Origin of the sequence: Polyangium sp. 15x6 (assembly GCF_029960785.1) — a bacterium.
GTDB lineage: Bacteria > Myxococcota_A > Polyangia > Polyangiales > Polyangiaceae > Polyangium.
The window spans coordinates 1-18,434 of sequence record NZ_JASBQE010000135.1 but is presented as its reverse complement, the minus strand read 5'-3'; the positions used below and the strand labels follow the sequence as shown (position 1 = coordinate 18,434).

Sequence of the window (18,434 nt, the reverse complement as noted above, 5' to 3'; positions counted from 1 at the left end):
CCGGGGTATGGCAACGAGGTTGACATGATCCGACAACTCGGTTGGCAGAGTTCGCGGCGAGCTCCCTTGAAAGGGCTGCGATCCCGCGCGGCGCAGGGCTTGCCCCCGTCCGGGGCGATGAACCGAACTTCGATGTCCTGGCTCCTCGTGATCCCCTGCGTCGTCGCGCTGGGCTGCCAGAACGGCGCCGCGCCCGCGAGCAACGACGCGAAGCCGACGACGAGCGCGCAAGCGGCGGGATCCGCCGCACCGCAAGCCTCGGCGGCGTCCGGGCCGAAGGGGTCGATCCCGAACGGCATCGGTCGGCCCGACGCGGACATCGCGAAGGTCGTCAACCCGAAGAACGAAGCGCCGTACGAGGGCCCGAAGGCCACGGTGCGCGGCACGGTGCGCATCAAGGGCGACGCGCCGCCCGCGACGAGCTTCACGTTCCCGACTGGCAAGTGCGGCGAGGCGGCGGCGACGTACGGAAAACTCTTCCGCGTGGGGCTCGAGGGCGCGGCGGCCGACGTGCTCGTCGCGGTGACGGGCTACAAGGGGATCGTCCCGGCACGCGACGAGGCCGCGAAGATCACCATCCACGGCTGCGCCTTCTCGCGCCGCACGATGGCGCTCACGTACGGGCAACGCATCGATGTCGCGAACATCGACAAGATCGAGAGCTACATGCCGTACCTCGACGGCGCGCCGAAGAAGGCGGTGCTCGTGGCCGTGCCCGGCGGCGCGCCGGTGAAGCTCTACGCGTACGAGCCCGGTCACTACATGCTGCGCGACGAACTGCCGAACCCGTTCCTCACGGCGGACGTCTACGTGCTCGCGTACGCGACACACGCGGTCACGGGCCTCGATGGGCAGTACGAGATTCCCGGCGTTCCCGTGGGCGAGGTGCGCGTGAGTGCGTTCCTCCCGTCGATCGACAAGGTCGTCGAGCAGCGCGTCACGCTGAAGGAAGGCGACAACACGATCGACCTGGACCTCGAGTTCGACGCGAAGAAGGACGATCCCGAGGTGAGGAAGAAGGCCGCCGCGGAGAAGAAGGCCGCGGACGAGAAGAAGGCCGCGGACGACAAAGGTTCTCCGGACAAGGTCGAGAAGAAGTAGCGCTACGCGCCCTTGCCCGACGGCGCGAGGAGAGCACGCACGCGCTTGCGTGCGGCTTCGAGCAGCGGATCGGGCGAGGGTGCGTCGGGAGAAACGAAGTCCGGGCCGGCGAAGGCGCGCGCGGCGTCGCGGCCCGCGCGCCGGCCGAGCAGGTCGGTGAAGAGCAGACGCGCGAGCGGGGAGGGCGCCACGGTGGGCGTGTCCTTCGGGGCGTCGAGCGCGGACGCGAGGAGGGCCGTGTCGCCCGCGAGATCCGCGGCGACGGCGAGGGCGATCCGCGCGGAGCTCGACGAGGGATCGGCGCCGAGGACGAGCTCGGCCTGATCACGTGCGAGGCGCGGAAGGCCGAGCGCCGCGGCGCGAACGGCGAGCTCGGGCGCGGGCAGGCGCGCGCGACGAGCGGCCTTGCGCGCGGCGCCGAGGTCGCCGGATCGGAGGGCCGCGTCGACTTCGGCGAGCGGGGCGAGCGCGGGCACCTCGGCGGCGATCCGATCCGCGAGGCGAGGCGCGCGTCTTCGCAAGACGCGGGCCGCTCGCTCTGCGGTCACCGTGTCGCGGCGGCGCAAGGCGAGCTCGTACCGAGCGAGCCAGCCCTGCACCGAGGTCGGTCGCTCGATGACGAGCGCGTCGAGCGTGCGCTCGGCGTCTGCGACGCGACCCGCGCGTTCGAGGAGCGAGGCGTAGAGCAAGACGGCCTCGTCCTGCCCGGGATCGAGGGCGACGGCGCGGGCGGCGTGCTGCAGCGCTTCGGCGACGCGCCCGCTGTCGACTGCGCAGCGAGCGCGGGCGCGGGCGAGGGGCTCGTAACTCGGATCGAGCTCCTCGGCGCGGGTGAACGCTTCGCCGGCGGAGGCGCGCGCGTCGGGGCTCGCGCAGGATGCCGCGCCGAGACGCGTCCATACTTCGACGCTCTTCTCGTCGTGCTCCGTCGCGCCCTTGTAGAGCATGATCGCGAGCGGCAGATCTCCGTGCGCCTCGGCCTCCGCGCCGCGCGCGTAATACGCGTACGACTCGTACGAGATGAACCGCCCCTTCGTGGGTACGCCGTCGATCACGCGGATCACCGTTGGATCCGCGCATCCCGCCGCGAGACCGAGCAGCGTGATCGCGGCGGCGACGATCGCAGCCGAGCCGTGGCGTCGGCTCATGCCCACCTCGCGATTGCTTCGAGCAGCCGGTCGTCCTCTTCACGCGTGCCGATCGTGATGCGCAGCCGGTTCGCGAGGCGCCCGCCGCGCGCGTGAAAGCTCCGCACGAGGATCTTGCTCGACGCGAGCCCCTCGAAGACGTCCTTCGCGGGTCGTTTCGTTTCAACCCAAAGGAAATTCGCGTCGCTCGGGGAGACCCCGAACCCGAGCCGCGCAAGCTCACGCCCGAGCCTCTCGCGCTCCGCGACGACGTGCGCGACGACGTGATCGATCTCGGCGCGGAGCTCGCGCAGGACGAGCGTGGCGGCGCGCTGCGAAGGCGCGGGGAGGTTGTACGGCTGGCGCACCTTGTCGACCTCGCGGACGAGCTCGGCCGGCGCCACGAGCCAGCCGACCCGCAGCGCTGCGAAGCCGATCTTGGAGATCGTGCCGAGCATCGCGACGTTCGGATAAGCGTGACGGAGGTGCGCGATGCTCCCGGGCGCGAACGCGACGTAGGCCTCGTCGAGCACGACGAGCGCGCCTTCGGCGGCCTCGATCACGGCGCGGATCCGATCCTCCGACATGCGGTTTCCGGTCGGGTTGTTCGGCGTCGCGAGGAAGACGATGTTCGGCTTTCCGGCCTCGATCGCCGCGCGCATCGCGGGAACATCGAGATCCCAGCGCTCGTCGAGCGGCACCTCGAGGACGCGCATCCCGCGGGCCGCCGCGCTGAGCCGGTACATGACGAACGTGGGCGACGGCGTGAGGATCGTCGCCGCATCGGCGCCTGCGCGCGGCTGTGAGAGCGTGGTCAAAAGGAGTGCGATCAACTCGTCGGAGCCCGCGCCGACGAGGATCTCGTCCGGCGTCGCGCCCACATGCGCGGCGACCGCCTCGCGCAGCTCGATCGCTCGCGGATCCGGGTACCGCTCGAGCCCGCCCGCCGCGAGTGCTTGCGCCACGGCAGCGCGCGCGTCCGGCGAGAGCAGCGGCGGGGCCTCGTTGCCGTCGAGCCGGATCTCGTAGGCGCCCTCGTGCGGCACGTAGGCGGCGAGGTCCGCGAGCTCGGGGCGGAGGAGGTGGGCGAAGCGGGGCGTGGTCATGCGAGGCATCTCGGGATCCACGCGTCGGCGCGAATCAGCGCGGCAGCTTAGCCTCTCCCGCGCCGGGTGGCTCGCAAGGCCCAGGTCCGTTCGTCGTTCGGGGCTTCTGCTCCGCGGGGCCGCCCGTCGCCCGGTGATGCAGCGCCATGTGGCCGCGCTGGATCCCTTCGGTCGAGAGCGCGCGGAGGGCCGAGAGGTTCGTCGCGAGGCCCGTGGCAGCCGCGACGGCGGCAAGCTCCGCCGCGGACGTCACCCGGAGCAAGGCGAGCGCGAGGCGGGCGCCCGGATGCGCGCGGAGAGCGCCGCCGACGATGCCGAGCGCGAGCGGGAGCGCGAGCTGTCCTTCGAGGACGCGCTCGTCCTCCGTGAGGCGCCAGGTTGCGAGCGGACGGTAGCTGCCTTTGCGCGCCGCGTACGCGTGGGCGCCGGCCTCGACCGCGCGCCAGTCGTTGCCCGTCGCGAGCACGACGGCGTCGACGCCGTTCATGATGCCCTTGTTGTGCGTGACCGCGCGGTAGACGTCGCGCTCGGCGAACGCCGAGGCCTGCGCGATGCCGCGCGCCGCGTCGAGCCCGGACACGCGCGCGCTCGCGAGCTCCTCGACGGGCAAATGAACACGCACGCGGGCGACCCGCTCGTCGCAGTAGTTCGAGAGGATCCGCAGTCCGAGCGTGCCGCACGCGAGCTCGGCGACACGCGGGCCCACGGCCTCGGCGACGGTGTTCACGAGGTTCGCGCCCATCGCATCGAGGCAATCGACGTGTGCGTGGACGACGATCATGCCGCCGCCGAGATCACGCATCGAGATGCGGCGCGCGCCGCCGCCGCGGGCGACGAGGTTTCCGATCGCATCGTTCGCCCGCGTGAGAAGCTCCGCGGAAGCGGCCTCGATCCGCGCGAGCGCTCCTGCTGGATCCGCGACGTCGTGCACCTCGATTTGCGCGACGACGATCGAGGGATCGATCTCCGCGACGAACCCGCCGGCCTTGCGCGCGCGCTTGGCGGCGTGCGAGGCCGCGGCGATGACGCTCGGCTCTTCGATCGCCATGGGCACGAGGTAGTCCTTGCCGTTGACGCGCACGCCCGGCGCGACGCCGAAGGGCAGGGCCAGCGTGCCGAGCGCGTTCTCGATCATCGCGTCGGCGGTCGACTCGTCGAGGCCGCCCGATCGAAGCGCGTGTTCGAGCTCCGTGGGCGAGAGGCCGACGAGACGCGCGACCTCGGCGCGTCGCTCGGGGATGGAGAAATGGCGCAGCGAGGGAAGGGGGAGGGGAGGGGTACCGTGCATGGTCGCTCGGGAGGGATAACGCGCCTCCATGCGCATGTTCCGTGGAGACTCGGCGCAGCGAGGGTGATGAGGCGCGGGAGGATCGGTGGGGGAGGTCGCGGCGGCTCGCTCGGGTCGTTCAACCGACGGAGAGCCCGGGCGGTCCGATCCGCGTGCCCAGCGGCTCGAGATTCCGTGCGGCCGCGCGGGCGCGGAAGGCCGTGGACGAAGGCGCGCGACCGACCCACAGCGCGATGTCACCGCCGCCGGCGCCGCTCGGTCCGAAGCTCGCGCCTTCAGCCTGCGCGAACGGACGGAGTTCGGCCACGTCGTTCACCACGATGGGAGCGCCTGCGGCACGGCCGAGCTCGGCAAGAGCATCTATCTGCGCCGCGATCGCTTGCACGAACCCAGCGGCATCCTGCGCTTCGAGCGCGGCCTGCGCGCCGTCCGCGATCTCGTCGAGGAGGCGCCGATACGTCGCCGGATCCGTCGCGCGAAGGGCCTGGACCTTCTCGACGAGCGCGCCCGTCGACGCTGCCGTCGGGCACGCGAAGACTTCGAGGACGACGCCTTCGGGCAGACGGAACGGCATGACGTCGAGCGCGTGATCCGGAGCCAACCGGCACGCGACGATCCCACCGAACACGCTCGAAGCCACGTCGATGCCACTGCCGCGCGGCTGTGCTTTTCGGTGCGCGGCGAGCGCGAGCGGAAAGACCGCCTTGCGCAGCGCGGCCTCGTCCCCGATCGCCCTTGCGAGGACCGATCCGATCGAGGCGACCAGGATCGCCGCGCTCGAACCGAGCCCGAGCTTGCGTGTCGTGCCGTCGGGCATCGGCGCGCGCAGGGCCGACGCATCGAACGCGGGCGCATGCCCGAGGACGCCTGCGTCGATCGCCGCGCGCACCTCCTCCGTCACGAGCTCGCTCGTGCGGCTCGCGTCCGCCACCACGTACCGATCGACGGCCGCGACGAGCGCGGGCGCTCCTTCGAGGACGGCGTACGCCCCCGAGACCACGATCTTTCCCGGCGCCCGCGCGATCACGTTCGATCCAGAAGCCGAGCGCCCTCGCCCGGCGACGCCACGATCGTGCGTTTGACGCCCGGCACCTCCGCGAGCGCGGCCGTCACGCGCGGCTCGTCCTCCGGCGTCGTCAGAACCTTTACGTGAGGCCCCGCGTCGATCGTCGCGTACGCGAGGAGCCCACGCGCCCTGAGCCTGCGCACCTCTTCGAGCGCCTCCACCGTGCCGCCGGTCCAGTAGAGCAGCCCCGGCCGTGCTGCGATGCTCGTCGCGTGCATGGCGAGCGCGCTCTCCTCGGCCGCGACGCCGAGCGCTTCGAGATCCCGCCGCAAGATGGCATCGCGCACGCGGGCGCAGAGCGCGGGCGCGGACTCGACCCACGCCGGAAAGTACGGACTCGTACGAACCGTGTGCTCCATGCCGTCCGTCGAGCCCACGGCCTTCGGCCCTTCCCGCGTCACGGCCACGACGACACGCAGCGGCAAATGCTCCGGCGGCGCGATCGGGATCGCCGCGAGATCACCCTCGCCGGGGCTGCCCACCGGCAGCTCCACGAACCCGCCGAACGCCGAGCGCGCCGCGGACACCGAGCTCCGCCGCGCGAGATCACTCACCCGCGCTGGATCCGTATCGAGCCCCGCCGCGCCGAGCGCCGCGAGCGCGAGCGCCGAGAACCCCGACGCGCTCGACGCGAGCCCCGAGGCCGTGGGGAAATCGTTCCCGCTCTCGACGCGCGCCCGCGCCGTGATTCCCGACGCGCGACGCACCCGATCGAGGAGTTTTACGACCCGACCGTGGGCGACCTCGCCTGCCGGCGCGCCGCCGAGCAGGAACGTGTCCTCGGCGAGCGCTGGATCGAACGTCACGGTCGTCGTCGTGGCCATGCCCGCGAGCGTCACCGACAGGCTCGGGACCGCGGGTTGATTCACGCCGTCCGCTCGTTTGCCCCAGTATTTCGCCAGCGCGATGTTCGGATGCGCCGTCGCCTTCGCAGCGCGTAACGTCACAACAAACCTCCTTCGGCGCCCTGCGTCTCCGCGCGCCTTCCCGCGCCGATGCGCGCGCAAAACCCTTCGTAGTGGCCCTCGGCGCTCCGCCAGGCGTCGAGGATCCGCGCGGCGCTCTCGGCCTCGCGTTCTTCGTCCCTCGTGCCGTCGCTCCGGAACGACGGCGGCACGAGCGCGATCACGCACCCGCCTCCGCCACCGCCCGTGAGCTTCGCGCCGAGCGCGCCCGCGGATCGCGCGAGCGCGCAGAGCTCCTCGAGCTCGCTCGTCGAGACGAACAGGCCGGAGAGCACGAGCTGGTTCATGTTCATGAGATCGCCGAGCGCGCGTTGATCGCCGGCCTCGATGGCGAGCACCGCGTTGCCCACGATCGACGTCACCGCGTCGATCGATCGCTTCACGAGCACGGGATCCTTCGCGTGTTGCGAGGCGATGAGCTCGACCGTCGTCTTCGTCGACGACGGATGCCCCGTCGAGCCCACGCACAAGACGAGATCCTGGCGCGGCGTGATCGGCCGCGCGCCCTCTGCCCGCGTGAAGCGGAAGATGCCGCCTCGGGCCGCGGCCGTCGCGTCGATCCCGGAGGGGTTGCCGTGAAAGATCCGCTCCCACGAGGCCGCACGCGCCAGCACGCGGGCCTCGATCGCCGCATCTTCCTCGGTCCTTTCCTCGTCCCCGCGCACGAGCGCCTCCGCCGCGCGCGCGATCGACACGGCCAGCGCCGCCGAGCTACCGAGCCCTCCACCCGGCGGAAGATCACACCGCGCCTCCACGTGCACGGGCGGGATCGCGGGAGCGACCTCCAGCAGCGCGGCGAACGCTCGCCCGAGATCGTTTGAGGACGAAGAATCCGCGACGACCGAGCCGTCACCGAGCTTCAGTATGCTCGGCCCGTTCGGCAGGCGCGTCACGACGGCGCGCGCCCCGCGATCGAGGCCGGCTGCGATCGCGGGCGACCCGTACACGACCGCGTGCTCGCCGAACAGGATCACCTTTCCCGACGCGGACCCCTCGGCGCTCGCCTTGCCCGTCACGATCGCGCCTCCGGCGTTGCCGGACGCACCCGCAGCGCGTCCACCACGCCGACGAGGATCGCGCGCGCCGCGGCCGACACCGGGATCGACGCGAGCTCTTTCGCCGCGGCCTCGCAGAGCGCCCTCTGCCGCTCCTCCACCGCCCGACGCGCGCCCGACGTGACGAGCGCCCGCGTCGCCGCAGCGATTGCCGCCGCGTCCACGTCCGCGCGCCCGTGCGCCTGCGAGAGCGCGCGACGCTCCTCCTCGTTCGCCAGCCGCTCGGCCTCGGCCACGAGGCTCGTGCGTTTGCCCGCCACGATGTCGTTTCCCACGGGTTTGCCCGTCTCCGCGTGATCCCCGAACGTCCCGATGAGGTCGTCACGGAGCTGGAACGCGACCCCGAGCGGCGCGGCGAAGCGCGCGAGCGCCGCGTGGAGCTCCGGCGATCCGCCCGCGAGCGCCGCCCCGATGCTGAGCGGCCCGCGCATCGTGTAGCTGCCGGTCTTGAGGTCGTGCATCGCCTCCACGTCCTCCGCCTTGCCGAGCACGTCCATCTGCTGGCCGAGCACCACGTCCTCGTGGATCCGCATGAACACCTGCATCACCTCGAGCCGCCGCTCCGCTGGAAGCACTGCGATGGACATGAGCGTCTCCACCGCGAGCCCCCACGTCATGTCGCTCGCGAGGATCGCCGACGTCGCGCCGATGTGCTCGCCGCCGAGCTCCTTGGCGAGTGCCGCGTGCACGCTCGGGCCGCCGCGCCGCGTGGGATCACCGTCCATCCAGTCGTCCTGGATGAGCAGGTAGCTCTGCAGGAGCTCGAAGGAGACGCCCGCCTCGATTGCCGGCTCGAGCGTGCCTTCGCTGCCACCGGCGGCGATCCAGCCGGCGGCGATGAGCCCCGCGCGCACGCGTTTGCCGCCGCGCAGTGAGAGGTCCCGCGCCGCTTCGAGCATCGCGGCGATCGCGGGCCCGTACGTGCGCGCCCGCGTGATCTTCTCGTCGAACCGCGCGGCGATGCGGCGCTCGATCTCGGGCTTGATCTGCTTGAGCAGCGCGAGGAACGCGTTCCCGTTCGTGGCGGGCTCGGCCGTCGCAGTGGAGAGGCCTTGGTTCATAGGGCGCGCGAGCGTAGGAGCCACGCACGGGTCGGTCAATGGAAGCACCGGCGTGTCATCGCCCTCGTCGCGCATGACGCGCGAGCGCTCTGCGAAGCGGGCCACGATCACGAGCGTCCGCCGTCACCGGATCGAGCTCTGCGAGCAGCACTACGAGCGCTCGCGAGCGCGCTCGAGCTTCGTTGTGCGCCGTAGCGTCGCCGCGGGCCTCGGCGAGCGCCTCCATCCGCCGGCTCGTCGCGAGCGCGGCCGGCAGCGCAGAGAGCGCCACGTACGTCGCGTACAGATTTTCGAGCACGGCGACATGGTCCGGAGCGAACGAGAGCGCCGCCTCGAAGTCCGCGGCGGCTTCACGCAGCCTCCCGAGGTGCCTGCGTAATTTCCCGCGCGCCGCGTGTCCATCTGCGAAGCCCGCGACGCGCTCGAGCCCCGCGGCATACACACGCTCCGCCTCCACCACATCGCCCGTGGCCTCGTGTTGCGCCGCGAGCGCCAGGTACGCCGGTCCGTACGTGGGATCGAACGAGATCGCTTCGAGCAGCCGCCGCGTCGCGGCCGCGCCGTCCCCTCGCGCAGCGTGCGCCGTACCTTGCCGCACGAGCTCCGCGGCTTGCTTCGTCGCCCAGCTCGTCCCGTCGTCCTGCGCGCGCCCCTCCGCGGCGAGTGTGACGACGAGCGCCGCGCATCCGAGCGTGCTTGCGCGGCGTCGCGCGCGAACGACGGCGAAGGGCGTCCAATGCATGGACCTCAAAACAATTCGGCCGCGATGCCGTCGGCGAGGACCCACGCGTCCCGTGGCACGCGGATCGTCCCTCCCTCGATCGTGAGCTTTCCTCGCTGCACGAGCCGCTCCGCTGCCTGCCTGCGCGAAGGCGTCCATGCCGTGGCGAAGACCTCCGCCGCCGATCGTTCGAGGTCGAACCCTTCCCGCAGCCTGAGGCCCAGCATGATCCGCTCGCGCAGCCGCGTCTCCGGATCGAGCGGCTCCTCGCTCTCGACCTCGGCCTCGCCCGCGAGCGCCGTCCGCATGTACCGCGCCGGATCGATCGCGTTCCGGTACCGCAGCGCAAACCCCTCGCGCACGCCGGCTCCCTTTCCGCTCACCGTGCCGAACGCCGCGCAGCCGAGGCCCACGTAGTCGTGCCCGCGCCAGTAGCCGAGGTTGTGCCGCGCCTCGTGCCCTTCACGCGCGTAGTTCGAGATCTCGTAGTGCCCGAGCCCCGCCGCGCCGAGCGCCTCCTCGATCGCGAAGAACGTCTCGGCCACGCCGTCCTCGCTCGCGATCGGCAGACGCCCTCGCCGCGACAGCTCCCCGAACTGCGTCCCCGGCTCGATCGTCAGGCTGTACGCCGACACGTGCGTCACCCCTGTCTCCGCTACGCGCCGCGCCTCCGCGGCCGCTTCGCTCGGCGACTGCTCCTGCGTGGGCCCGCCCGCGAGGTACTTCGGACCAGTCTCCTTCGTCGGCACGGCCACGCCGTAGATGAGATCCGCGCTCACACGCGGCATGCCCGCCCGGAGCGCCGCTCGCACCGCTTCGAGGCCTCCATCCGCGTCGTGCAGCCGACCCAGGAAACGCAGCCGCTCCGGCTCGAGCCCTTGCACGCCCACGCTGAGCCGGTTCACGCCGACGTCGACGAGCGCCCGCGCCCGATCCTCGTCGAGCGAGCTCGGGTTGCACTCGACGGTCACCTCGACGTCGTCCACCGCGCGTCCGGCAGTCGCTGCGCGGATCCCCGCGAGCACCCGCCCGAGCGCCTGGGGCGCCCAGAGAGACGGCGTACCTCCGCCGAAGAACACCGTCGCGAGCGTCCGTCCCTCGAACGCCCCGGCTCGACGTTCGAGCTCGGCGAGGATGGCGTCGGCGTACCGCTCGTGTTCGATTCCGTCCCGTTCCTTTGCGAAGGAAACGAAATCGCAATAAGGGCACTTTTTCAGGCACCACGGGAAGTGGACATAGACGCCGATCGGCTCCATGGATTTCTACGTGTGTGGAGGTCTCTGAGGCTCCCGACGGTCACGGGAGAACGCGGGCGGCAGGACGCACGTCGAACGGGGACGAAGGGACACGCCTCGGCCCGATGACCACGATGACCCCTTGGGCGTTCTCGCGCCCGTGCGCAAGTTGCTGTGAGGTCGTTCGTGCAGGAAAGGTCGAGGAGGTTTCCGCATCTGCCCGCTGGACAGCCGTGCCCACGGGCGCTCGAAGACGGAAGAAGCGGAGCGCGTGAGCCATGGTCAGCCAATTGCCGGGCGAAACACGGGGTGTTAGCTTGAACGTTCAGGACGGTGCCCAGGCACCTTCCGCACAACGTATGTTGACGTCCAAGGAGCTGATCGAGCGGGTCCAGGCGTATCAGCCTGGGGCCGACGTCGAGCTCATCGCCCGCGCTTACGACTACGCCGCCGAAGCCCACAAGGGCCAGATGCGAAAAAGCGGCGACCCTTACTTCTCGCACCCGGTCTCGGTCGCCGGCATCATCATCGAGCTCAAGCTCGACGTGGCCAGCATCGTCGCAGGGCTGCTTCACGACGTCGTCGAGGACACGCTCGCGACGCTCACGGACATCGAGCGTGAGTTCGGTCAGGAGGTCGCGTTCCTCGTCGACGGCGTGACGAAGCTGTCGAAGATCAACTTCGCCTCGAAGGAAGACCGGCAAGCGGAGAACTTCCGGAAGATGCTGGTCGCCATGGCGCGCGACATCCGCGTGCTCTTGGTGAAGCTCTGCGACCGCCTCGACAACATGCGGACGCTCGAGCACATGAAGCCCGAGGCACAGGACCGCATCGCGCGCGAGACGATGGAGATCTACGCGCCGCTCGCGAACCGGCTCGGCATCGCGCGGTTCAAGAGCGAGCTCGAGGACCTCGCCTTCAAGTACCTCGAGCCCGAGGCCTACGCCGACCTCTCGCAGAAGGTGCTCGGCACGAAGGCCGAGCGCGACAAGTACATCACCGACGTCTCGAAGATCCTCGCGGGCAAGCTTGCCGAGCAGGGCTTCGCCGCCGACGTGACCGGTCGCGCGAAACACAACTACTCGATCTGGCGGAAGATGCAGTCGCAGCAGTGCGACTTCGATCAGGTCTACGACGTGATCGCCTTCCGCGTGCTCGTCGAGACGGTGGCCGAGTGTTACGCGACGCTCGGCGTCATCCACTCGCAGTACACGCCGGTGCCCGGCCGCTTCAAGGACTACGTCGCGCTGCCGAAGCCGAACATGTACCAGTCGCTGCACACGACGGTCATCGGCCCGGGCCGCGAGCGCATCGAGGTGCAGATCCGCACGCACGAGATGCACCGCGTCGCCGAGCAAGGCATCGCCGCGCACTGGAAGTACAAGGAGCGCCACTCGGGCGGGCTCGACCCGAAGGACGCGGCGCGCTTCGGCTGGCTGCGCCAGCTCATGGAGTGGCAGAAGGAGCTCAAGGACCCGCACGAGTTCCTGGACAGCGTGAAGGTCGACCTCTTCCAGGACGAGGTCTACGTCTTCACGCCGAAGGGCGACGTGCGCGTCTTCCCGCGCAACGCGACGCCGATCGATTTCGCCTACGCGATCCACAGCGAGGTCGGCGATCACTGCTCGGGCGCGCGCGTGAACGGCGCGATCGTGCCGCTCCGCTACAAGCTGCGAAACGGCGACGTTGTCGAGGTGATGACGAACCCGAGCCAGCAGCCGAGCAAGGACTGGCTCGACTACGTCACGACGAGCCGCGCGCGCTCGCGCATCCGCAGCCACCTGCGGGCCGATCAGCGCGAGCGCTCGCTGAAGCTCGGGCGCGAGCTCCTGGAGAAGGAGTTCCATCAGCGGGCGATCAGCATGGCGCGCCTCACGAAAAACGAGGCGGAGGTGCGCAAGCTGTGCGAGCACTTCAACGCCCAGACCTTCGACGAGCTCCTGATCGGCATCGGCTACGGCAAGCACAGCCCGAAGGCGATCATCGAGTTCCTCGCGCCGCCGCAAGGCAACCAGGAGTCGCTGCCGCCGCCGTCCCTCAAGGAGAGCCGCATCGAGTCGCTCGTCCGCAAGGTGACGGGCCGCGACAACCACGGCATCCGGCTGAACGGCATCGACGACGTGCTCGTTCGCTACACGAAGTGTTGCAACCCCCTGCCGGGGGACGAGATCGTCGGTTTCATCACGCGCGGCCGCGGCATCACCGTGCACCGCCGCAACTGCCCGAAGGCGCTCGACACCGATCCGGAGCGCCGTGTGGAGATCTCGTGGGATGCGCGAGCGAAGATCAACCGCCCGGTGCAGCTCCGCGTGATGACGGCGAACCGGCCCGGCATCCTCGCCACGGTCGGCCAGACGTTCCACGAGCAGGGCATCAACATCAGCGAAGCGACGTGCCGCGCCGGCGACGACGGCCGCGCGACGAACACCTTTACCTTCCTGTGCTCGGACCTCGCGCAGCTCAAGGGCGTCATCCGGCAGCTCCAGCGCATCCCGGGCGTGATGGCCGTCGAGCGGACGTAGCCTGGTCGAGGGGGGCCCGAGAGCTCGGTCTGGTTGAGGGGGGCCCGAGAGCCCCCCTCAAAACCCCCCAGAGTGCCATGTGCGGCCTCTTCAGCGTCTGCGGCGCGGGCCGGGCCCCGAGCTCGCGCCTGCGCCCGCGAGCGCGCGCGTGAGCGGACGACCGAGGTCCCCCTCGGGCGCATGCCGCGCCGCGAGATCCTTGATGCGACGAACGAAGGCGTTGATGGCGCGTTGATCGACGCCGGCCGGCGAGGTCGCGCGCTCGCACCAGTAGGTGCGGCATCCGAACGGACGCGACGTGTAGATCGCGCAGCGTCCGTTCTCGTCGAGCATCGGGCAGACGCGCTCGTCGACGGTGACGAGGCGACGCTTGCCGCGCGAGATGTCTTCGCTGCTCGCGAGCGGAGGAGGCGTGCGACCGAGCGCGCGCGCACCGCCTCGCGCCGCGATGGCGCGTTGCACGAGGGCGAGCTCGATCGACGTGACGTACGGCTCGCGCCCCGTGACGCCGAAGCGGCAGCACTCGGTAGATGCAGGGCACGACTGCCCCGCGAAGGACGCGTCGACCTCGCGGTAGATCGCCGCGAGCTCGTCGAACAGACTCGCGAGCGCACGCCGCTCGTCGTCCTTCGTGGTGTTCGTGTGAATCGATGCGTGCGAACGATCGGGCGACTTCGTGCGAGACATGGAGCGATCGCCCGGAGCATACGCCACCTACGCACTGTTCCAACGCGCGAGGCTCACTTTGCGTGCGGCTTGCGAGCGCTATCCTGCGCGGTGACCATGCCCAAACCGCACGCGTATCCGCGACTGCGGCCGATCGAGGCCATCTTCGTTCCGCACCCGACGTTCGGCAAAGCGCTCATGCTCCGCGACGGCGAGGGCATCGCGCCGAGCCCGGTCGCGATCCGCGGAGACCTCGCCCCGATCGTCTCGTGCATGGACGGCGCGAGCTCGCTCGACGGCATCGCTCGCCGCGCGAGCCGCACCATCGGCCGCATGATCGACGTTGCGATCGTCTCGCGCATCGTGGCCGAGCTCGACGCGGCCTACATGCTCGAGACGCCACGCTTCCAGGCGAGGCGACGCGAAGTCATGGCCGCGTTCGCTGCGGCGAGCGAGCGGCCCGCGCACCACGCGGGCGGCGCTTATCACGGGGACCCCGAGGAGCTCGCTCGTTACATCGAGGAGGCATGTCTCGCGAAGGCGCCGCGCAGGAGCGGCGCCTCGCACGGTCGCCTCGTCGGGCTCTGCGCGCCGCACATGGACCTCTGGCGCGCGGCCGAAGGCTACGGCTACGCGTACGGTGCGCTGGCCGAGGCGCTACCTCCCGAGGTGGACACGTTCTTCCTGCTCGGTACGTCACACGCGCCGATGCGGCAGCCTTTCGCCGTCTGCGACAAACGTTTCGCCACGCCGCTCGGCGCGCTCGAGCCCGACCATGACGCGCTCGCGTTCCTTGCCGCGCACAGCCGCTTCGACGTGCGCGAGGACGAGTACCTGCACAAGGGCGAGCATTCATTGGAGCTGCAAGTTATTTTTCTGCGCCACCTGCTCGGCGATCGCCCCGCGCGGATCGTGCCCGTGCTCTGCGGCCTCGGCGATGCGCAGGCGAGGGGACGTGATCCTCGCGAGGACGCGCGGGCCGAGTCGTTCCTTGCGACGCTCGCCGAGCTCGTCGAGCGACGCGGCACGCGCGCCTTCCTGATCGCGGGCGCCGATCTCGCGCACATGGGCCCGCGCTTCGGTGATCCGCGTCCGCTCGACGCCGCCGAGCGCGACGCGCTCCAGGCTCGTGACGCGGAGTCCATCCGCCTCATGGTGGAGCACGACGCGAGCGGGTTCTTTTCGCAAGTTGCCGAGGATCTCGACACGAGGCGCGTCTGTGGCCTCGGCCCGATCTACACGACGCTCCGGGCGTTGCCGGGGTCCGCGACGGGACGGCTTTTGCACTACACGCAGTGCGTCGATCCCGTGGAGGGATCGATCGTCAGCCACGCGTCCTTGGCATTCGTCTCTTGAAGGGCCGTGCCCCAGCACGGCCCTCTCGTCGAACGAAGGCTAGCTCCGCGAGAACTTGCGCCGCGCGATGTCGAGGCCGAGCCGCTCGGCTTCGCGGTAGATCGCCTGGCGCGACATGCCGAGCGAACGCGCGGCCGACGCAACGGAGCCATTCGCGCGCGCGAGCGCATCTTCGAGACGCGCGCGGGCGAGCGAAGGATCCGTTGCGGGCGGCAGCGAGGGCTTCGTGCGGCTCGCCCTCGCGAGCGACGACGCGATCGACGACGGAAGGATCGCGCCGTCGGAGCCCGCGACCTCGGCCGCGGAGACGAGCGTCGCTTCGAGCTGCGGCACGCCGCCCGGCCAGCCAGCGCGCACGAGCGATTCGAGCAGCTCCGGCGTGATGCGCGAGAGCTCGATGCCACGGCGCTCCGCGATGTCCTGCACGATCGCCGCGATGTCCTCACGGCGATGCTCGAGCGGCGTGATCGTGACGCGCTTGCCCGAGAAGAGCGAAGCGAACCACGGCGCGAGCTTGCCGTCGCCGACCGCGCGATCGAGCGGCTGCCCGACCGTCGCGATCACCGACACGCCGCTCGTGCGGCCGACCGCATGCGCGATCTCGAGCTGCTGCGGGCGCGGCAGCCGATCCGCATCGAGCACGACCCACGTCATCGGGCGGATGCCCGCCGGGATCGTCGGCTTGCCTTCGGCGCGACCATCCACCGTGACGATGTCGCCCACGCCTTCGCGCACCGCGGCGGCGAGCTTCGCCATCGTGCGCTTGCCCGTGCCGGGCCCGCCCTCGATGCACACGCACGAGCCGCCCTTCACGAGATCGAGGATCGGATCGATCCAGTCCTTGCGCTGCCGCGGGCCGTGAACGAGCGGGCCCGTGCGCATGATCGCGCCGCCGTACGCGCTGAGATCACGCTCGACGAACACGCCGATCCGGCTGCCGAGACGCACCACGTCGCCGTGGCTCAGACCGATGCGGCGCGCGCGCACGCCGTCGACGAACGTGCCGTCGGGCGTGCCGAGATCCTCCACGTAGCAACCATCCGCGCGAACGCTGACCTTCGCGTGCTCGGGCGCGATGCCCGCGCCTTCGACGTGCGCGTCGCGCGACGCGCTGCCGATCACCGCTCCGTCGGTGAGCGTGATCGGCGCGAGCTCGCCGTTGAAACCGACGAGCACGAGTCCCCAACCGCTGCCGTCACGTCGACCCTTCGCGAAGACGCCCGACCGGTGCTCTTTCTGTGCTTGGCTGACCGCCTCCGTGTTCGAAGCGGAGTTGATACGCAAAGCAGCTTGCTGTTCGTTCATGTTTCCCCCCATCCCTACGGAGCACGCGACGGTGCCCCATCCGCCTGTGCTGCAACCCCCAACGGCCGGCTCTCCGGCCAGGCCGTCCGATGCAACGGTTGAAGAAGATACTCTTGGAATTCAAAGAGGCAACTGTCTGGGGCGCAGGGCTTGACAGTTTCCAAAGTGCCGAGTAGGAATGGCCTCGCTGCTGACGGGGCACGCCTCGGTACGCAGTAGGGCCCTCCTCGGGGACCTCCCGAGTGAACCGGGAAAAACCCGAACGGCCCTTCGGCATCGTCCCCTTGAAGGCGATGACGAAGTCTGCGGGAGTAACTCAGTGGTAGAGTGCAACCTTGCCAAGGTTGACGTCGCGGGTTCAAATCCCGTCTCCCGCTCTGAAAATCAGCAGTTCCTTCGCAATACCCTGCGGGAGTAACTCAGTGGTAGAGTGCAACCTTGCCAAGGTTGACGTCGCGGGTTCAAATCCCGTCTCCCGCTCCGCAACGTAGAGAAACACGAAAGGCCGGCCGCATGAAACTGCGGACCGGCCTTCGTGTTTCGAAGGCCTCGGGCACAAACGCGGCCGGCCCTCGCCCCCGTTGTGATACGCATCCTCGGCGATGCCGCCCGCGCCTCTTCACGAGCGACTCCGACAGCTCGCGAGCACCCTCGAACGACAGTTCCTCGGCAAAGACGAGATCATCCGGCTCCTCATGATCTCCGTCGTCGCCGGCGAGCACTGCGTGCTCCTCGGTCCGCCCGGCACGGCCAAGAGCGCCCTCATCCGCTCCCTCTCGGAGCTGATGCAGGCGAACTACTTCGATTACCTGCTCACGCGCTTCACCGAGCCGAACGAAATTTTCGGCCCCGTCGACATCGTCGCCTTCCGCGAAGGCACCTACCGCCGCAACACGCAGGGCATGCTGCCCGAGGCTGAGGTCGTCTTCCTCGACGAGGTCTTCAAGGCGAACAGCGCGATCCTGAACGCCCTGCTCACGCTGCTCAACGAGCGCAAGTTCACGAGCGGCGGCAAGGTGATGCGCTGCCCGCTCATCAGCGTCTTCGCAGCCTCGAACGAGGTGCCCGGCGACGAGACGCTGAACGCGATTTTCGACCGCTTCCTCCTGCGCGTCCACTCGGACAACCTCGACGCGTACCACTTCAGCGAGCTCCTGCAGCGCGGCATCCAGCACGAGATCCGGCAGATGTCCGGCGAGCCGCTGCGCCCCGTCGTCACCGCCCGCGAGCTCGCCGATCTCGGCAAGGGCTTCGGCGGCCGGATGAATTTTTCCGACACGTTCCTCTCGGCCTACAAGGGCATCGTCTTCCAGATCCGCGCCGAGGGGATTTCGCTCTCGGATCGCCGCGTCGTGAAGATGCTCAAGCTCTTCGCCGCGAGCGCCTACCTCGACGGGCGCAACACCACCGACGCGAGCGACTTCTTCGTCCTCAAGCACATCTGGAACAACCAGGACCAGGCCGCGATCCTCGAAGGCATCGTCCAGCCCGTGCTCGAAGCGTTCTTCCGCGAGCACCCCGATCGCCGTCGTGTCGGCGCGCTCGGCGTGGGCGTCGATGCGCTCGCCGCCGAGATCGATCGTATCCGCCAGCTCCTCACCGGCGGAACTGCCCTCGGCGACGTGCAGCTCTTCAGCCAGCTCAAGGCCCTCGGCGAGATCAAGACCGCGCTCGCCGGGATCACCGATCCGCGCGCACGCGACCTCGAGAAGCGCGTCGCGCAGCTCCTCGAAGCCTCGTTCCGCAGCGGTCGCTTCGCGCAGATCTGACGCGCCGCCTCAGGTGGGCCGCTTGCGCGCGCGCGGCGGCCCGCTCGTGCCCCGCTCGCGCGGCGGCCCGCTCGTGCCCCGCTCGCGCGGC

The 18,434-nt window shown here is 70.2% G+C and carries 15 protein-coding genes and 2 tRNA genes; 6 read left to right on the top strand and 11 right to left on the bottom strand.

Annotated elements, in window-relative coordinates:
* The first annotated feature begins 132 nt into the window (after window positions 1–132).
* A complete protein-coding gene (locus QHF83_RS48085; RefSeq protein ID WP_282424886.1) occupies window positions 133–1,101 on the top strand; it encodes a hypothetical protein in 969 nt (322 codons plus the stop codon).
* Window positions 1,102–1,103: 2 nt separating this feature from the next.
* Here the strand turns inward: QHF83_RS48085 and QHF83_RS48080 are convergent, their stop codons facing one another.
* From QHF83_RS48080 to hemW, 9 genes are all read right to left on the bottom strand, one after another.
* Window positions 1,104–2,249 (bottom strand): tetratricopeptide repeat protein, encoded by a 1,146-nt coding sequence (locus QHF83_RS48080; protein ID WP_282424885.1) that lies wholly within the window; start codon window positions 2,247–2,249, stop codon window positions 1,104–1,106.
* Complete coding sequence (gene hisC / locus QHF83_RS48075; protein WP_282424884.1) at window positions 2,246–3,334, bottom strand: histidinol-phosphate transaminase; 1,089 nt, start codon at window positions 3,332–3,334, stop codon at window positions 2,246–2,248. Before hisC ends, QHF83_RS48080 begins: the two co-directional genes overlap by 4 nt.
* Before the next feature lie 34 nt (window positions 3,335–3,368).
* Complete coding sequence (locus tag QHF83_RS48070) at window positions 3,369–4,622, bottom strand: hydroxymethylglutaryl-CoA reductase, degradative (protein ID WP_282424883.1); 1,254 nt, start codon at window positions 4,620–4,622, stop codon at window positions 3,369–3,371.
* Between the two features lie 118 nt (window positions 4,623–4,740).
* Window positions 4,741–5,649 carry a hypothetical protein gene (locus QHF83_RS48065; protein ID WP_282424882.1) on the bottom strand — a complete coding sequence of 303 codons (909 nt, stop codon included), beginning with the start codon at window positions 5,647–5,649 and terminating at the stop codon, window positions 4,741–4,743.
* Complete coding sequence (gene mvaD, locus QHF83_RS48060) at window positions 5,646–6,635, bottom strand: diphosphomevalonate decarboxylase (protein ID WP_282424881.1); 990 nt, start codon at window positions 6,633–6,635, stop codon at window positions 5,646–5,648. The genes QHF83_RS48065 and mvaD overlap by 4 nt, the downstream gene beginning before the upstream one ends.
* Complete coding sequence (gene mvk / locus QHF83_RS48055; protein WP_282424880.1) at window positions 6,632–7,669, bottom strand: mevalonate kinase; 1,038 nt, start codon at window positions 7,667–7,669, stop codon at window positions 6,632–6,634. Before mvk ends, mvaD begins: the two co-directional genes overlap by 4 nt.
* Window positions 7,666–8,769 (bottom strand): polyprenyl synthetase family protein, encoded by a 1,104-nt coding sequence (locus QHF83_RS48050; protein WP_282424879.1) that lies wholly within the window; start codon window positions 8,767–8,769, stop codon window positions 7,666–7,668. Before QHF83_RS48050 ends, mvk begins: the two co-directional genes overlap by 4 nt.
* Window positions 8,770–8,824: 55 nt before the next feature.
* Complete coding sequence (locus tag QHF83_RS48045) at window positions 8,825–9,511, bottom strand: tetratricopeptide repeat protein (protein WP_282424878.1); 687 nt, start codon at window positions 9,509–9,511, stop codon at window positions 8,825–8,827.
* Window positions 9,512–9,516: 5 nt separating this feature from the next.
* Window positions 9,517–10,746, bottom strand: coding sequence for a radical SAM family heme chaperone HemW (gene hemW / locus QHF83_RS48040; RefSeq protein WP_282424877.1), 1,230 nt, complete (start codon window positions 10,744–10,746; stop codon window positions 9,517–9,519).
* Window positions 10,747–11,084: 338 nt separating this feature from the next.
* On the opposite strand from hemW, the gene QHF83_RS48035 reads away from it, so the two are divergent.
* The gene (locus QHF83_RS48035; RefSeq protein WP_282424876.1) at window positions 11,085–13,247 is read left to right on the top strand and encodes a bifunctional (p)ppGpp synthetase/guanosine-3',5'-bis(diphosphate) 3'-pyrophosphohydrolase; all 2,163 of its coding nucleotides are present in this window, start codon (window positions 11,085–11,087) and stop codon (window positions 13,245–13,247) included.
* A gap of 90 nt (window positions 13,248–13,337) precedes the next feature.
* Here the strand turns inward: QHF83_RS48035 and QHF83_RS48030 are convergent, their stop codons facing one another.
* Window positions 13,338–13,934 carry a YkgJ family cysteine cluster protein gene (locus tag QHF83_RS48030; protein ID WP_282424875.1) on the bottom strand — a complete coding sequence of 199 codons (597 nt, stop codon included), beginning with the start codon at window positions 13,932–13,934 and terminating at the stop codon, window positions 13,338–13,340.
* Between the two features lie 96 nt (window positions 13,935–14,030).
* Between QHF83_RS48030 and amrB the strand changes: the two genes are divergently transcribed.
* Entirely contained in the window at window positions 14,031–15,269 is a 1,239-nt protein-coding gene (gene amrB / locus QHF83_RS48025; protein WP_282424874.1) for an AmmeMemoRadiSam system protein B, read from the top strand.
* A 39-nt stretch (window positions 15,270–15,308) separates the two neighbouring features.
* On the opposite strand, the gene QHF83_RS48020 is transcribed toward amrB, so the two are convergent.
* Window positions 15,309–16,574, bottom strand: coding sequence for an FHA domain-containing protein (locus QHF83_RS48020; RefSeq protein WP_282424873.1), 1,266 nt, complete (start codon window positions 16,572–16,574; stop codon window positions 15,309–15,311).
* Window positions 16,575–16,879: 305 nt separating this feature from the next.
* Between QHF83_RS48020 and QHF83_RS48015 the strand changes: the two genes are divergently transcribed.
* From QHF83_RS48015 to QHF83_RS48005, 3 genes are all read left to right on the top strand, one after another.
* Window positions 16,880–16,951, top strand: a tRNA-Gly gene (locus QHF83_RS48015).
* A 31-nt stretch (window positions 16,952–16,982) separates the two neighbouring features.
* A tRNA-Gly gene (locus QHF83_RS48010) sits at window positions 16,983–17,054 on the top strand.
* Between the two features lie 122 nt (window positions 17,055–17,176).
* Complete coding sequence (locus tag QHF83_RS48005) at window positions 17,177–18,343, top strand: AAA family ATPase (RefSeq protein WP_282424872.1); 1,167 nt, start codon at window positions 17,177–17,179, stop codon at window positions 18,341–18,343.
* The last annotated feature ends 91 nt before the right edge of the window (window positions 18,344–18,434 follow it).

Coding starts and splice junctions, on each gene's coding strand:
- QHF83_RS48035 (WP_282424876.1), top strand. CDS start 11,085: ATGTTGACGTCCAAGGAGCTGATCGAGCGGGTCCAGGCGTATCAGCCT.
- QHF83_RS48045 (WP_282424878.1), bottom strand. CDS start 9,511: ATGCATTGGACGCCCTTCGCCGTCGTTCGCGCGCGACGCCGCGCAAGC.
- QHF83_RS48085 (WP_282424886.1), top strand. CDS start 133: ATGTCCTGGCTCCTCGTGATCCCCTGCGTCGTCGCGCTGGGCTGCCAG.
- QHF83_RS48030 (WP_282424875.1), bottom strand. CDS start 13,934: ATGTCTCGCACGAAGTCGCCCGATCGTTCGCACGCATCGATTCACACG.
- QHF83_RS48070 (WP_282424883.1), bottom strand. CDS start 4,622: ATGCACGGTACCCCTCCCCTCCCCCTTCCCTCGCTGCGCCATTTCTCC.
- QHF83_RS48050 (WP_282424879.1), bottom strand. CDS start 8,769: ATGAACCAAGGCCTCTCCACTGCGACGGCCGAGCCCGCCACGAACGGG.
- amrB (WP_282424874.1), top strand. CDS start 14,031: ATGCCCAAACCGCACGCGTATCCGCGACTGCGGCCGATCGAGGCCATC.
- hisC (WP_282424884.1), bottom strand. CDS start 3,334: ATGACCACGCCCCGCTTCGCCCACCTCCTCCGCCCCGAGCTCGCGGAC.
- hemW (WP_282424877.1), bottom strand. CDS start 10,746: ATGGAGCCGATCGGCGTCTATGTCCACTTCCCGTGGTGCCTGAAAAAG.
- QHF83_RS48005 (WP_282424872.1), top strand. CDS start 17,177: ATGCCGCCCGCGCCTCTTCACGAGCGACTCCGACAGCTCGCGAGCACC.
- QHF83_RS48020 (WP_282424873.1), bottom strand. CDS start 16,574: ATGAACGAACAGCAAGCTGCTTTGCGTATCAACTCCGCTTCGAACACG.
- QHF83_RS48080 (WP_282424885.1), bottom strand. CDS start 2,249: ATGAGCCGACGCCACGGCTCGGCTGCGATCGTCGCCGCCGCGATCACG.